General features: G+C 73.8%; 11 protein-coding genes. 4 read left to right on the forward strand and 7 right to left on the reverse strand.

The genetic code is table 11. The features are described from left to right. Positions 1-73 precede the first annotated feature (73 nt). The 3 genes from AB0K02_RS24775 to AB0K02_RS24785 all read right to left on the reverse strand — a co-directional run bounded on the left by AB0K02_RS24775 (position 74) and on the right by AB0K02_RS24785 (position 3,052). Positions 74-1,771 (reverse strand): multicopper oxidase family protein, encoded by a 1,698-nt coding sequence (locus AB0K02_RS24775; RefSeq protein ID WP_365994715.1) that lies wholly within the window; start codon positions 1,769-1,771, stop codon positions 74-76. A 292-nt stretch (positions 1,772-2,063) separates the two neighbouring features. After that, a complete protein-coding gene (locus AB0K02_RS24780; protein ID WP_365994716.1) occupies positions 2,064-2,705 on the reverse strand; it encodes a hypothetical protein in 642 nt (213 codons plus the stop codon). Further along, entirely contained in the window at positions 2,702-3,052 is a 351-nt protein-coding gene (locus AB0K02_RS24785; protein ID WP_365994717.1) for a hypothetical protein, read from the reverse strand. Before AB0K02_RS24785 ends, AB0K02_RS24780 begins: the two co-directional genes overlap by 4 nt. Positions 3,053-3,149: 97 nt before the next feature. Between AB0K02_RS24785 and AB0K02_RS24790 the strand changes: the two genes are divergently transcribed. The 3 genes from AB0K02_RS24790 to AB0K02_RS24800 all read left to right on the forward strand — a co-directional run bounded on the left by AB0K02_RS24790 (position 3,150) and on the right by AB0K02_RS24800 (position 8,804). After that, the gene (locus AB0K02_RS24790; protein ID WP_365994718.1) at positions 3,150-6,584 is read left to right on the forward strand and encodes a CHAT domain-containing protein; all 3,435 of its coding nucleotides are present in this window, start codon (positions 3,150-3,152) and stop codon (positions 6,582-6,584) included. 44 nt (positions 6,585-6,628) lie between these two features. Then, on the forward strand, positions 6,629-7,522 hold the full coding sequence (locus tag AB0K02_RS24795) for an alpha/beta fold hydrolase (RefSeq protein ID WP_365994719.1): 894 nt from the start codon (positions 6,629-6,631) through the stop codon (positions 7,520-7,522). 391 nt (positions 7,523-7,913) lie between these two features. Next, a complete protein-coding gene (locus AB0K02_RS24800) occupies positions 7,914-8,804 on the forward strand; it encodes a DMT family transporter (protein ID WP_365994720.1) in 891 nt (296 codons plus the stop codon). Positions 8,805-8,811: 7 nt separating this feature from the next. On the opposite strand, the gene AB0K02_RS24805 is transcribed toward AB0K02_RS24800, so the two are convergent. The 3 genes from AB0K02_RS24805 to AB0K02_RS24815 form a co-directional block, all read right to left on the reverse strand. After that, positions 8,812-9,924, reverse strand: a complete 1,113-nt coding sequence (locus tag AB0K02_RS24805) for an AI-2E family transporter (protein WP_365994721.1) — start codon at positions 9,922-9,924, stop codon at positions 8,812-8,814. A 194-nt stretch (positions 9,925-10,118) separates the two neighbouring features. Then, positions 10,119-11,516 carry an FAD-dependent oxidoreductase gene (locus AB0K02_RS24810; RefSeq protein WP_365994766.1) on the reverse strand — a complete coding sequence of 466 codons (1,398 nt, stop codon included), beginning with the start codon at positions 11,514-11,516 and terminating at the stop codon, positions 10,119-10,121. A 46-nt stretch (positions 11,517-11,562) separates the two neighbouring features. Further along, positions 11,563-12,735 (reverse strand): polysaccharide pyruvyl transferase family protein, encoded by a 1,173-nt coding sequence (locus tag AB0K02_RS24815; RefSeq protein ID WP_365994722.1) that lies wholly within the window; start codon positions 12,733-12,735, stop codon positions 11,563-11,565. 289 nt (positions 12,736-13,024) lie between these two features. Here AB0K02_RS24815 and AB0K02_RS24820 point away from each other — a divergent pair, with 289 nt between their 5' ends. Next, positions 13,025-13,627: an Hsp20/alpha crystallin family protein gene (locus AB0K02_RS24820; protein WP_365994723.1), complete on the forward strand. Its 603-nt coding sequence runs from the start codon at positions 13,025-13,027 to the stop codon at positions 13,625-13,627. Positions 13,628-13,738: 111 nt separating this feature from the next. Here AB0K02_RS24820 and AB0K02_RS24825 read toward each other — a convergent pair whose 3' ends face one another. After that, complete coding sequence (locus tag AB0K02_RS24825) at positions 13,739-14,077, reverse strand: hypothetical protein (RefSeq protein ID WP_365994724.1); 339 nt, start codon at positions 14,075-14,077, stop codon at positions 13,739-13,741. Positions 14,078-14,118: the final 41 nt, after the last annotated feature.

Genomic DNA, 14,118 nt, shown 5'->3' on the forward strand with positions numbered 1-14,118 from the left:
CGCGAGCCGCCCGGCACCGGCGCGCCGTGCCCGACGCGCCTCTGCCGCGTTCGCCTGCCGCCGACCGGTGGGCTCAGGGGTCGTAGACGATGGTGGTCATCATGCCGGACTCCGAGTGGTAGAGGTTGTGGCAGTGGAGCATCCACAGGCCGGGGTTGTCGGCGTCGAAGTCGAGGACGAGCTTGTTGTGGGGCAGGACGGTGGCGGTGTCCTTGCGGGCGCCGTGGGAGTCGATGCCGGCGAGGGCGTAGGTGTGGCCGTGGAGATGGACCGGGTGCCACATGTCGGTCGCGTTGATGACCACGAGGCGTACGCGTTCGCCGTGTTCGACGCGATGGACGCGGTCGGGCATGTAGGGGCGGTGGTCGGTCCCCCAGTCGTAGTCGTTCATGTCGCCGGTGAAGGTGACTCTGACGATGCGGTCGGGTCGGCGCCGGTCGAGCCGGACGGATTCGTGGGGTTCGAGCCGGCGGGCCGAGGGAAGGACGGCTCGGCGCAGTTCGGCGGGGCGGGCGTCGGGGCCGGGCAGCGCGCCGCTCGCCGTGCGCAGCACGGCCATGGCGGCGCCGTTCTTGCCCTCGGCGAGCGCGGTGAGCGGGAACACGCCGTCCTTCGCGGTGATCAGAGCGTCGTACCGCTCGCCCATCCCGATGAGCAGGGCGTCGGTCCGGTGGTGGCGGACGGGAAAGCCGTCGCTGTGGGTGATCGTCAGCCGGTGGCCGCCGAGCGCCACGCGGAACGGTGTCTCGGCGCCCGCGTTGATCAGGCGCAGCCGGATCCGGTCGCCGGGTCTGGCCCTGAACTGTGCCGGGTCGTCGGGCGTGCGTCCGTTGACCAGGTAGTGCGGGTAGGCGACATCGCCCGCGTGGCCGCCGAGCAGGGGGCTGTGGGCGCCCGTCATCAGCCGGTCAGGGCCCTTCGTCGCCCTCGGTGAGGGCGACGCGTCGCGCCGCTCCGGCGCGTGGGCCCCGGGCGGCCCGTACCCGGCCGCGACTCCTCCGGAGGGTTTCGCCCCCACCGGCCGATCACCGTCGTCGTGCCCGCGGTGTGCGGAGCCGTGGCCCATGGCGGGCTTGCCCTTGCGGAGCCGGTCGAAGACGTCCTCGGCAGTGGAGCCGTCGACCCCGTCGAGCCAGTCGTCCAACAGGACGATCCATTCCGCGTCGTACTCGAGGGGCTCGTTGGGATCGTCCACGATCAGCGGCGCGTACATGCCGCGGTCGACCTGGAGGCCCAGGTGCGGATGGAACCAGTACGTGCCGGGGTGCGGCGTCCGGAAGCGGTAGGTGAACTCTCCACCCGGTCTGATGGACGGCTGTGTCACATCGGGCACGCCGTCCATGTCGTTGCGCAGGGCGATGCCGTGCCAGTGCACCGTGGTGGGTTCGGGCAGATGGTTGGCGAGCGTCAGCTCGAGCATGTCGCCGGCGGTGATCCGCACCTCCTCGCCGGGCAGTTCGCCGTTGTAGACAGAGGTCCTGACGGTGCGTCCGCCGCCGATCTCGACCGTTGCGGGCGTGGCCGTGAAGGTGCGGTGGCGCAGCTTGCCTTCGGGGCTCGGTGTCCAGGTGGGCGAGACCTTCTTGCCGTCCCCGGAGACGGAACCTCCCGCGCCCGGAGCGGGGGCTTCCCTTCCCGCACGGCCTGCGGGGCCGGCGTCGCCGCCCGAGCAGGCGGCGAGCACAGCGGATCCGGCTGCCGCGATCCCGGCGCCGAGAACGGCACGCCGCGTGCGAGGGGTTGGACGGGGGTGGTCCTGCTGCCTGTACATGGTCCTCCGGTCGGTCCGCGCCTGGCACATACCGCCCCGGCGAGGGGGCGCGCCGCGGGGCTGGGCCTGACGCGGCACGAACCAGCATGGAGCAAGATGACCGGAAATTTGCATATGTGGCTGTCTGCCGCGTATGTCGACACCGAGGGTGCCTCACCCGCCGTCGGTCCGGCGGTGTGCGCGCTCAGACCCACAGCGGTGCAGCCGGCGAGAGTCCTCCGGCAGTCCTCCGCGGTGCTCATGAAGGTGGGCGACCGGCGTCGGCGGCGGTCGCCTTGGGAGAGGCCGGCCCTCAAGGGCAGCTGGGGGTCACCGACATGTTCCGGACCGCCGTGAGCGCGACGACCGTGGGACGGGCCTGGCCCTTGACCGCGATGCGCAGCCGGCCACCGTCCGCCGACAGCAGGGTGCCGCACGTGGTCCCCTCGCCGTGGGTCACCTTCACCGCACCACGCTGTGCGGTGGGCGCCCACCATGTGAGCGCCGTGCCCGTGAACAGCAGTGCCAGGGCCACGGCCACCGCCTGCCGCGCACGGGTCAGCTTGCGGGCGGAGCGCATCGCGGTGGCGACCTCGAAGCCGTCGAGGGATCCGTGGTCGCGGTGGATGTCGGCCAGGGTGACCGCCAGCGGCCGGGTACCGGCCTGAGCCGCCAGAGCATGCCACAGACCGACCACGGCCAGCGCCAGCCCGCCGCCGACGAGCAGGGTGACCGCCGCCCGCCAGCCCGTCGTCATGTCGGCGGTGGTGGCCGGGCCCTTGATGACGACGGCGGCGCCGAGCAGCGTGATGAAGGCGGCCAGCCCGTTCCGCCAGGCCTCGGCCGCCGCCCGTACGCCGGGCAGCGACGAGCGCACCAGCTCCCGGAAGCGGTCGCGTTCGGCAAGGTCCGTGGCCGAGGGAGGGCGCTGCGGAAGCCGGGGCCTGAGCGTCATTCGGCGACCAGTTCGATCCGGAAGCTGGCGCCGCAGCCCGTCGTTCCCTCAGGGGCGTCGTCGTGCGCCGAGCCGCAGCCGCAGGTGACGTCGAGGACCACCGCGGCCGGGGCCGCGCCCCCGTGCCCCTGCCGGTCGGGCCCGGAGAGCCCGGCGAGGGCGACCAGGACCTGACGGTCGGTGAAGGGGTGTCCGCACCGCGGACAGGGCCCGGACACCACGTATGCGGGGACGTCGCCCGCGCTGTGGAGGGACACGGTCAGCTGCTGGGACTCCAGGAGCCGGAAGGCGCGCTCGGTCCACTCGAAGTCTGCCGTGGCGAGATAAGGGGACGCTGCGTCGGACATGGCCACACTCTAGTGAGACGCTGCCGGCCCTGGGATGCTGATCGCGTTGTCTCCCGGGGGAGTTGGGGTCCTTCGGGCGGCCGGGGGGAGGGGCCTGATGGATCGGGACGACGGGGCGGCCGGATGGCGGTCTGCGGTGCGGGGCGTGGAGCTGGACCGCCAGGGCCGTACGGCGGAGGCCCGGCAGGCGTTCCTGGAGGCGACGGCACAGGGTGACGCCAACGGTCCGTACAACCTGGGGCTGTTGGCGGAAAGGGCCGGTCGCGTCGACGAGGCCCGCGACTGGTACGCCCGCGCGCACGGCGCCGGGCATCCGGAGGCGGCCAACAATCTCGGCGTCCTGCTGTACAACGCGGGCGACCCGGCCGCCGAGCGCTGGTTCGCGACCGCAGCCGCGGCGGGACACGCGCAGGCGGCCGGCAACCTGGAACGGCTCCGCTCACGGCCGGGCGCAGACGGCCCCGTCGAGGACCCCGTGGTGCTGCGAGCACTCGCCGTCGCGTCGTTCCGGGCGTTCGAGCTGACCGGTGACGACGCCGCTCTCGTACGGACGGTGAACGTCCACCGGGACGCCGTCCGGGCCGCGCCTGAAAGCCACCCGCTGCGTGGAACGCTCCTGGGCGAACTGCGGGACGTCCTCGGACACCGGTACGACCTGCGGGGGCACACGGCCGACCTCGAGGAGGCGGCGACGGTCGCGGTGACCGTGTGGTCAAACCTCCCTCCCGACCACCCCGACCGCTTCGGCGCGGCCCGCCCGGCCGTCGCGCTGCTGCGCCGCCGCTTCGAGATCACCGGTGAGACCGTATGGGCGAAGGAGGCCGTCGGCATCGGGCGTCGGACGCTGGGGCGTCCCGGTGCCGGGCCCCGCGAACGGGCGGAGCTCGAGTCGGCGCTGTGCGCCGTGCTGTCGTCCCTGGCCCACCTCCGCGCGGACACGGAGGCCGGAAAGGGCTCGGAGGCCGGAAAGGGCTCGGAGACCGATAAGGGCTCGGACGCGTTGGGAGCGGACTCGGACGCGTTGAGCGGAGTGGACTCGGACGCGGGCCGGCTCCTGGACGAGGCAGTCGCATGGGGGCGCGCGGCGGTCGAGCGGTTCCCGGACGCCGTCGGGCGGATCAACTGCGCGGTGGCCCTGCTGCTGCGCGGCGGACGCCGCGGGAGCGTTGCGGACCTGGACGCCGCCGTCCTCCTGCTGCGCATCGCGTACGCCGAGGCCGACGAGCCGCGGCACCGGATCGCCGCGGCCACGAACCTCGCCACCGCACTGCGCGGCCGCGCCGACCTGACCGGTCGCGGCGCCGACGCCCGGGCGGCCCGGGAAGCGACACGAACGGCGCGCCAGGCGCAGGAGGAGCAGCAGACGAAGGCGCCCCACGTCGTGGGCCTGCCGGAGGCGCTGGTGCAGTCCGCGTACACGGTCGAAGGGGACGGCGCGCCGGCCACCGTCCGGCGTGCGCTGTCGGCACTGCCCGAGGGCCACACCGTGCGGCCGGTGCTTCTGCTGCGCCTGGCCGCCGCCCTGCTGGAAGCCGACGACCGGGCCGGCGCCGTGCAGGCGGCTCGGCAGGCGGTGGCCGCCGCCGAGGGCACCGGTACGGCGGTGGAGGCACAGCGCACGCTCGGCCGGCTGCTCCTCGGGACCGAGGAGGACGACGACCGCAGGGACGCGGCCGTGACGGAGGCGGTGGAGGCGTACGCCACGGCGGCCGCCCTGTGCGACGAGTCGGCCGTCGTCTACGCCGAGGTCATGACGGGACTGGCGGGCGCGCTGATCGCCCGGTGTCTCACGGCCGAGGCCGCGCGGAACAGCGCGAAGGACGGCGTACAAGGGGAGGCCAAAGGGGGCCGAAGAGGCGACGACCCCGACCGCGCGGCCGCGCTCGCGGCGGTCCGCGCCGCGGCCGGAGCGCCTGGGTCGCCGGTCCGGGACCGTCTCGTCGCCGCCCGCATCTGGGCGGGCGTCGCGTGGGAGTGCGGGGACGTCGACGACGCGCTGGCAGGGGCGCGGGCAGGAGTGGCGCTGCTCCAGGAGTTCGGCTGGGCGGGCCTGGACCGCGAGGATCAGCAGCAGGGTCTGCGTGACGGGGCGGCCCTGCCCCGGGACGCGGCCGCCATCGCGATCGCGGCCGGCCTGCCCGAGGTGGCGGTGGAACTGCTGGAGCAGGGACGTTCGGTCATGTGGCGGGGCGCCTTGCACCTGCGCGCGGATCTCGACCGGCTCGCCGCTCGGGACACGGGCCTGGCGGCCGGGCTCGCAGAGGTCCGTGACGCCCTGACGGACGGCCGCCACCGGGACGCCGAGGAACGCATGCGGCTGGTGCTGCGCTGGCGGCGTCTGGTGGACCGCGTGCGCGGCCTGCCGGGGTTCGAGCGCTTCCTGGCCCCGCCGCGGTTCGCCGAACTCGCCGCCGCCGCCGCGGGCGGCCCGGTGGTCGTCGTCAACATCAGCGCGATCCGCTGCGACGCGATCGTCGTGCGCCCCGGCGGCGCGGTGGAGGTGGTGCCGCTGACCGGGATCGACCTGGCGGAGACGGACCGCGTCGCCAACACCTACCTCGCCCACCTCTCCCACGCGCTCTCCTCGGGCGGACTTGCCCGGGAACGGGCGCGGCACACGGTGCACGACACGCTGCAGTGGCTGTGGGACCGGATCTCCCGCCCGGTGCTGGACAGCTTGGGCCTGCCGTACAGGACGGCGTCACCGCCGCACCTGTGGTGGTGCCCGACGGCTTCTCTGATGGTCCTGCCGCTGCACGCGGCCGGAAAGTACCCTCGTTCGGTCCACGACCGGACCGAACCGGCAGGTCTGCCGTACGCCGTCGTGTCGTCGTACACGAGCACCCTGTCCGCCCTCGCCGAAGCCGCCGGCGGCCGCCCCTCCCCCGACACGGGCAGCCGGCCGCGGAAGGGCCGGTGGCGGACGGGCGCACGGGGCTCCGGCGCCACCGGGCTGCTCGCCGTCGGCCTGTCCGACACCCGCCGGGGCCACACCGTGCTGCCCGAGGTGGCCGAGGAGTTGCGGGCGGTGCGGGAGGCGGCCGGCCGGCCGGTGACGGTGCTGAGCGGCGACGCCGCCACGGTACGGGCCGTGCGCGAACAGCTGCCCCGTCACGCGTGGGTGCACTTCGCCTGTCACGGGACCCTGGACATGACCGCCCCCACCACCTCCGGGCTCTGCCTGCGCGACCGGGACATCAACGTGAACGACTTCTCCGGACTGCGCCTGGAGGAGGCCGAGTTGGCGTTCCTGTCCGCCTGCCACACGCGCCTGGGCAGTGGCCCGCTGCCGGACGAGGCGCTCCACACCGCCGCAGCGCTGCGCACCGCGGGGTTCCGGCATGTGGTGGCCGCGCTCTGGTCGGTGCCGGACCGCGTGGCACCGGTCGTCGCGGCCGCGTTCTACCGGCACCTGGCCGGCACGGACGCCGCCGGTGCGGCGGTCGCTCTGCACCGGGCGGTCGCCGTCCTGCGCGAGGCCCACCCCACCGACCCGGCCCTGTGGGCACCGTTCGTCCACGACGGCCCGTGAGGGGCGTACGCCCGGCGCCTCGACGGGACGGCAGGTGAGCCGTGATGAGGAACGCACGCCCCGCCCGTCTGGGTCCGTACGTCGACTCGGTGGCGGGCGCCCGTGCCTCAGGTCAGGCTGGTGGCATGGGCGGGTACACGGTGCGGGAGGGCCGCTTCACGCATCGCCGGGCCGAGCTGGTCTACGAGGACGCCGGTGCGGGCCCTCTCGCCGTGTACGCGCACGGCGGTTTCGTGAGCCGGGCGGCCGAGGACCGCATGGGCCTCTTCGACTGGGAGCCGGTCGTGCGGGCGGGGCATCGTCTGGTCCGCTATGACGCCCGGGGGCACGGCCGTTCGACCGGCGACCCCGTGGACCGCGACTACACCTACCGGTCGCTCGGCGGCGATCTGCTGGCCCTGCTCGACCACCTGGGCGCGTCGGCGCCCGCCGCCGCCATGGGGGCGTCGATGGGATGCGGAACCGTGCTGCACGCCGCTGTGCGTGCGCCCGCCCGGTTCTCCCGGCTGGTCCTGCTCATCCCGCCGACGGCCTGGACGACGCGCCCGGCGCATGCGCGGGCCAACCGGGAATCGGCGGACACCGTCGAACGGGAGGGGCGGGACGCCTGGCTCGCCACCAGGGCACAGCGACCTCGCCCGGCCGTCCTGGCCGACGTTCCGGAGCTCCCTCCGACGCCTGCCGAGCGGCTGCTGCCCGCCGTCCTGCGCGGGCTGGCAGCGTCCGATCTGCCCTCCCCCGCGGAAGTCGCCACGCTGCGTCAGCCGGTGCTGGTCCTCGGCTGGGCGGATGACCCGGGGCACCCCTTGTCGACCGCGCAGACGCTGGCGCATGTCCTGCCGCGCGCCGAACTCCACGTGTCCCGGACACGCGCCGACATCCGCACGTGGGGAAACCGCATCGCCGAGTACCTGAGCCGGGCTCTGCCGAGTACCTGAGCCGGCCTCCGCCGTAGCCGGCCGAGAGGTGCGGCAGCCGCGCGCTCGGCCCGGGCCGAGGAACCCATGACAGCAGGCGCGGCACCCGGCCGTCGCCGGGGCCCGGCCCCGACAGCGGGCGCACGGGCGCCGGAGTGTCCGCCGGACGGCCGACGGCATCACCGGGTTCCCCGCAGATTCCCGGACGGGCGCAGGAGCGGCACGGGCGGGCCACGGGGGCGATGCTGCGCGGCTCGCATCGCGGCGGACCACGGGGCGACGCCGCCCGCTCGGATCGCGGGCGCGGCCCGGCGGTGGGCACCATGGCAGGAAGCGGGCCGGGTCCGCGAGGCCGACGGTGTACCGCCGTCACCGGCGCCCGCCCTCCCGTCGACTGCCGGAGGCCGACCACGTGCACACCCTGCTGCCGGTGCTCTTCGCGCTCGGCGCGGCGCTCAGCAACGCGTTCGCCACCGTACTGCAGCGCAAGGCGGCCCTCGTCGTCCCGAGTTCCCAGGGCTTCCGCGCCGGTCTCATGCTGGATCTGCTGCGCCGGCCCGTCTGGCTGGCCGGCATGGCCGCCGTCGTCGTCGCGGGCGTCTGCCAGGCGGTGGCGCTGGGGACCGGGCCGCTGACGATCGTTCAGCCGCTCTTCGTCCTCGAACTGCCGCTCGCCCTGATCCTGGCGACGTGGCTGCTGCACGGAAGCCTGCCGCGCGCCGGCTGGGTGGCGCTGGCCGCCGTCGTCGTGGGTCTCGGCATCGCTCTCGGTGCCGCGTCGCCGTCGGGCAACCGCACCGACGTGCCGGCCGAGCGCTGGCTCATCGCGCTGCCGGTGTGCGCCGCGGTGGTCCTCGCGCTGGCCGCAGCCGCCCTGCGCCGGCCGGAGGGCCGGTCCCGCGCGGCCTGTCTCGGCACGGCCACCGCGATCAGTTACGCCCTCACCGCGGCCTTGATGAAGGAGGCGGTGCACATCCTGGACGACCACGGCCTCGGCGCGTTCCTCACGGCCTGGCAGACCTACGCCTTCGCGGCCACCGGCGTGGCCGCGATCTTCCTGCTGGAGCACGCGATGCAGGCGGGTCCGCTGGTCGCCTCCCAGCCGGCGCTCACCCTCGGCGACGCTGCCGTGAGCCTGGCTCTCGGTCTCCTCCTCTTCGAGGAGCACGTCCGCACCGGCTGGTGGCTGCTGCCGCAGGCGGCGGGGGTGGCGCTGGTGGTGGCCGGTGTCCTCGCCCTGGCCAGGATGCCGCTGGCCAGGGCCTTGGCCGCCTCCGACGAGGAGGGTGCGGCGGTGCCCTGAGCGCCGGTCAGCCGTTCCCGCCGGACGGGCGCGCGGTCCTGAGCGCCTGACGGACCGACCACACCACGGCCACCAGGGGCACGGCGGCGACAGCCCCCACCACGCCGGCGGCGACGGCCCCGCCGACGACCGACAGCGCGACGACCAGGGGATGCAGCCGGACGGCCCAGCTCATCACGATCGGGTGCAGCAGATGCCCCTCGATCTGGCCGATGACCACGATCAGGGCGACGACGACGGCCGCGATCAGCGGGCCCTCGGACGCGAGCGCGACCACCGCGGCGACGGCCAGGGCGATGGGCGAACCGACGAGGGGGATGAAGGCGGCGAAGAACTCCAGCAGTGCCAGCGGCAGCGCGAGAGGCACCCCGAGCGCGAAGAGGGCGATCCCCACCAGGATCGCGTTGGTGGCCGCCACCAGCAGGATGCCGTGGGTGTATCCGGTGAACGTCCGCCAGGCGGCCCGGCCCGCCACCGTCGCGCGATCCCGGGCGGCGGCCGGCAACTGGCCGCAGAACCACCCCCACTGGCGGTCGCCGGAGTGGATGAAGAAGACCGAGCAGAACAGCGCGAGGGCCAGCACGGTCAGCACCTCGACCAGCCGTCCGGCGCCGCTCAGCGCTTCGCTGAGGACGGTGGACCGGTGGCTGGACAGCAGTTGGCCGATGCGGGACTGGATGTCGCCGAGGGCCTCCGGGGCGACCCGGAACGGGGGCTGCTCCAGCCAGTTCTCGATCCTCTCGATGCCGACGCGGAACTCCCGTACGAGCGTGGTCCGCTCTCCCGAGACCACCTCGCCCACCAGCGCCAGCACACCCAGCACGAGCAGGATGCAGCCCAGCAGCGAGCCCGCGACGGCGAGAGGACGCGGCAGGAGGCGTGCGGCCAGATCCGCCACCGGCCGGAGGACGGCGGTGAGGACGAGGCCCAGGAACACGGCCACCGCGATCTCGTGGAACCGCCCCAGCAGTGCGAAGACACCGTAGACGGCGGCGGCCACCACGAGGATCCGCCAGGCGTACGCGGCGGCCGTCCGCAGCGCCTCGGGCACGCGTGACGGCTGTGCGGTGGGCGGCGCACCGGAGGGGCGCTCCTGGGGGTCCGACGACCTGGGGGCCATGCACATGCGCGTACCACCGCAGGCGTCGCGCACCACGTGTTCGGTGCACTGTTCGCCCGAAGGCACCCGGCAAACGGGGCCGGTGCCGTCCAGGCACGGACCAGGTCAGGCCGTACGCGCCGCCTGCGCCGGGGCGTGCTCCGAGGAACGAAGCCCTCGTGACGAGGACCGGCCGACGGCCGGTGCCGCGGGCATCACGACAGGCTGGCGCCTTGGGAGCGAAGCTCTGCCTGGACCGCGTCCGCCGGGACGTCCCGGGGGCGCTTTCCCTGGACTGCCGCGAGGGCCGCGCAGACGCCCGCGGCCTGCCCGGTGGCCATGGAGATCGGCATGACGCGGTAGGAGGAGTGAGCCACGTGGTCGCCGGAGATGCAGCGGCCCGCGACCAGAACCCGGTCCACGTCCGTGGGGAACAGGCAGCGCAGCGGGATGTCGTAGGACTGGCCGCGCTGGAGTCGTTTGAGCGTGGTACCGCGACCGCTCGGGTTGTGGATGTCCACTGGATAGGCCCCGCGGGCGATGACGTCGTCGAACTTGCGGGCGTTCAGCACGTCTTCGCCCGTCAGCTGGTACGCGCCGAGGATCCGGCGCGTCTCGCGGACACCGACCTGGACGCCGCTCTGCACGACGTACGAGTCGGCGAAGCCCGGCACGCGGCTGCGCAGGAAGCGGGCGATCTGCGCCATCTGCCGGTGGGCGGCGAACTCGGCACGGGTCAGGTCCCAGACACTGGTGCCGAGCACCTCGGTGACGCGGGTCGAGTTGACCGCGACCTCGCCGGTGTTGGGCGTGGCGAAGAACAGCATGTCCTCGCGCGGCAGGTCGAGTTCCCCGGCATCCGTGGCCTCGCGCACCAGGTCCCACAGGCCGTGCACGCCCTTCCACTGATCCGGGTGGGCCCGGGCGTAGGCGGCGAACTCCTCGTGGTCGAAGCGGACCATGCGGAACATCAGCGTCATCGGCTGCGTCCAGCCGTCCTCGGGCCGGCCGATCTCGTACGCGGCCCCGGCCGAAGCGGCGATGTCGCCGTCACCGGTGCAGTCGACGATCACATCCGCGTCGATGACGATCGGCCCCGACTTGGTCTCGAACACCGCCCGCGCGCGGTCCGGCATGGCCACGACACCGGAGGCGAACGCGTGCAGCAGGGTACGGACCTCGTGCTGCTCCAGGAGGTCGTACACCACGAGTTTGAACAGCTCCGCGTCGAAGGGCACGGTGTAACCGGTCTCCAAGGAGGGGCGGATCGCCGCCTGCGCGCGCACCAACTGCTCGAGCAGCACCCACAGGACTCCGCCGACGACCGGCTCGCCCTCCCCGTGGTCGGGCGGCAGCAGACGTGCCGAGTCGCCGGTGACCGCCTGCTTGACCTCGTTGTGGAAACTCATCAGCGGCATCACCAGCGCCGCGGTGGCGTTCCCGCCGAGGAATCCGTACCGCTCGACAAGGGTGACCTGGGCGCCGGCGTTGGAGGCGCCGAGAGCCGCGCCGATACCGGCGGGGCCGCCACCGATCACCAGTACCTGGGTGGAGCCGGCGTGCAGCGCCTGACGCGGTGGCAGCTCCACGCTCCGGGGCACGCGGGGCGGCATCAGGTAGGACACGGTTCCTCCGGGGGTCGGGGGCTCGTAGTGCGGGTCAGCCGGTCCGGAAGGCGGCTGCCGGTTCGGCCTGGTAGGCGAGCGGACGGGGAGCGGCGTGGTCGAGATAGGCGAGGAGCCGGTCGCCGGTCTCGCCCGCCCGCGACTTCATCGTTGCCGTCCGGGTGGCGAGATGAGCCACGCGCTCAGGCCGCTCGTCCCACAGACGGTCCACTTCCGCGAGGAGCGGGCCCGCGGCCTCTCTGACCACTCCCCGCAGGGCGGGCGCGCCGATCTGCTGGGCGAAGTCGAACACCTTCCCGGCGTAGGGCAGGGGAAGCAGGGGGATCCCGGCGAGCGCGGCGAAGATCAAGAAATGCAGTCTCATGCCGATGGCGAGGTCCAGCTGCTTCACGATGTCGAGAACCTGCTGCGGCCGGTAGCTGCCGTGCAGCACCTGACAGCGTTCGGCATGGATCATGTGGGAGACCACGCCGTGGGCGTGCCGGATGTCGTCGCGTTCCATCGGGACGAAGACGACGTGGCCGTCCAGCCGGTGGACGAGGAAGTCGGCCACGTTCCCGAGGAGCTGGTGGTAGCCCTCTTCGTCGAGGTGCTCGGCCGCGCGGCCGGGCTCCCGCACACTCATCCCCACGAGGTGCCCACCGCGCGGCACACCCTCCAACCGGAGCAGCTCCTCGCCGCTGTCACCGGGCTCCAGCAGCAGCGCCGGGTCGGCGGTGACGGAGATGGGCCGGGTCAGTCCGGCCTCCTCCAGCACCAGCTTCGACTCCTCGTCGCGGACCGTGACCTCGGCCGCGTCGGCGAGGGTCGCGCGGACCCACGCGCAGTCCGACTCGTCGGTGAGCGGACCGGCTCCGATGGCATAGGTGAAGACCGGAACGCCGAGATCCTGCGCGGTGCGGACCAGTCGCAGATAGCGGCGCGCCTCGGTGTTGTACAGGATCCCGCCGCCGCCGAGCACGAGCACGCTGAGCCGGCGCAGGTGCTCGGAGATGCGCTCGCGGCACACGCCCTCCCAGCCCACCACCTCGACGTCCGGGTAGGTGGCGCGGCTCTGCTCCGGATTACGGGAGAACACGACGAGGTGCGCGTCCGGACGGCCCGCCCGGATGCGGTCCAGCATGGCGGTGAGGATCGCCTCGTCGCCCACGTTGCGCCCCCCGTAGGATCCCAGCACCCCTACGGTCACGCTGCTCAGGTCTCCCATGATCGGCCCCTCGCGAGTCTCACCGGAGATGTTCTTCGCGGCTCAGGCGGCGGAGGCCCGGCTTCCTGCCCCGCAGTGCCGGGGTGCTCACCTGGCACCGAGCCGGTGCCCTTCCGGGCCTTTGCCATCCTGTACCCATTTGCGCACTCCCGCACCAGCTCGGGTGACGCCTGCGGGACCCCGAACCGCCGGGCCGGCCCTGGCGGGCGGCCCCTGGGCAGTCGTTTAGCACCCTGGCTGCCGGTAACCCGCCTGGCGCACGAGAACGCATCGCACGTGGGAGGCGGCCATGGCCCTGCCGATACGACATGGAGGCGGCTCCTCGGAGCTGCACCGGGCATGGGACCCGTTCAGCGAGTTCGAGGACATGTGGAGCCGGATGGGGCGGCTCCTGGAGCAGGCCGCGGCACCGGCCTCGACGGGCGGCGTGTGGATGCCGACGGCCGAGGAGGAGGAAGAGGAGAACGCGTACGTCGTGCGGGCGGAGCTGCCCGGCGTCCCCGCGGAGAGCATCGACATCGAGGTCGAGGGCGACGAGCTCTCGATCACCGGAGAGCTGACGGAGGAAAGGCGCGGGAAGGTGCTGAGCCGGCGGACCGGCAGGTTCTCCTACCGCACGAGCATGCCGACGGAAACGGACAGTGACAGGATCGCGGCCGACCTGACCGACGGCGTCCTCACCGTCCGGATCCCCAAGAGGCGAGCGGGACACGAAAAGCGCCGGAGGATCGAGATCGGCGGACGGCAGGGGACCATCGGTGACGCCGCCCGGGCCGGCGGGCCCGCGCAGCCGGCCCAGACCGCGGAGCAGCCCGGCGGGACCCCGCCGCCGACGCGTCTGCCGAGCCGGGAGGGTTTCGGCACCGACGAGATGGGAGGAATCCCGGAGTGAGGAAGTCCGGCCCGCCACCAGGTGCGGCGAACGCCGGCGACCGACCCGCGTACTCACGGGCCGCGTGACGGGCACCGCGCCGTCCGGGGCGACGTGATTCGGTGCCCGGGTTCACGGTGCGCGGGTGATCCATCGCTGGAGTGCGGCGTGGGTCGTGTCGTCCAGTGCGCACAGCGCCTCGATGGCGGCGAGATCACCCGGCCGCGGCGCGATGCCCGCCGCCGTGAGCACGGCGTGCAGGTCCAGACGCCGCCGGTCGGTCGGCTTGAGCGGCACGGCCGCACGCCGGCCGGGGTCGGGAGCGGGCCGCACGAAGTCGCCCGGCTCCAGCAGGCCGAGGGTGGTGTGCGCCCCCTCCGGACGTTCGTCGGCGACCGCGCCCGGGAACCGGTAGGGGTCGAACACGGGCCCTGCGCCCGGGGTGGTGGTGAAAGGCTGCCAGCCGGTCATGAGTGCCTCCTCGGATGTCGAACGACTGGATACGAGGAGCG

This window comes from Streptomyces sp. NPDC049597, from assembly GCF_040675505.1.
Classification (GTDB): Bacteria; Actinomycetota; Actinomycetes; order Streptomycetales; family Streptomycetaceae; genus Streptomyces.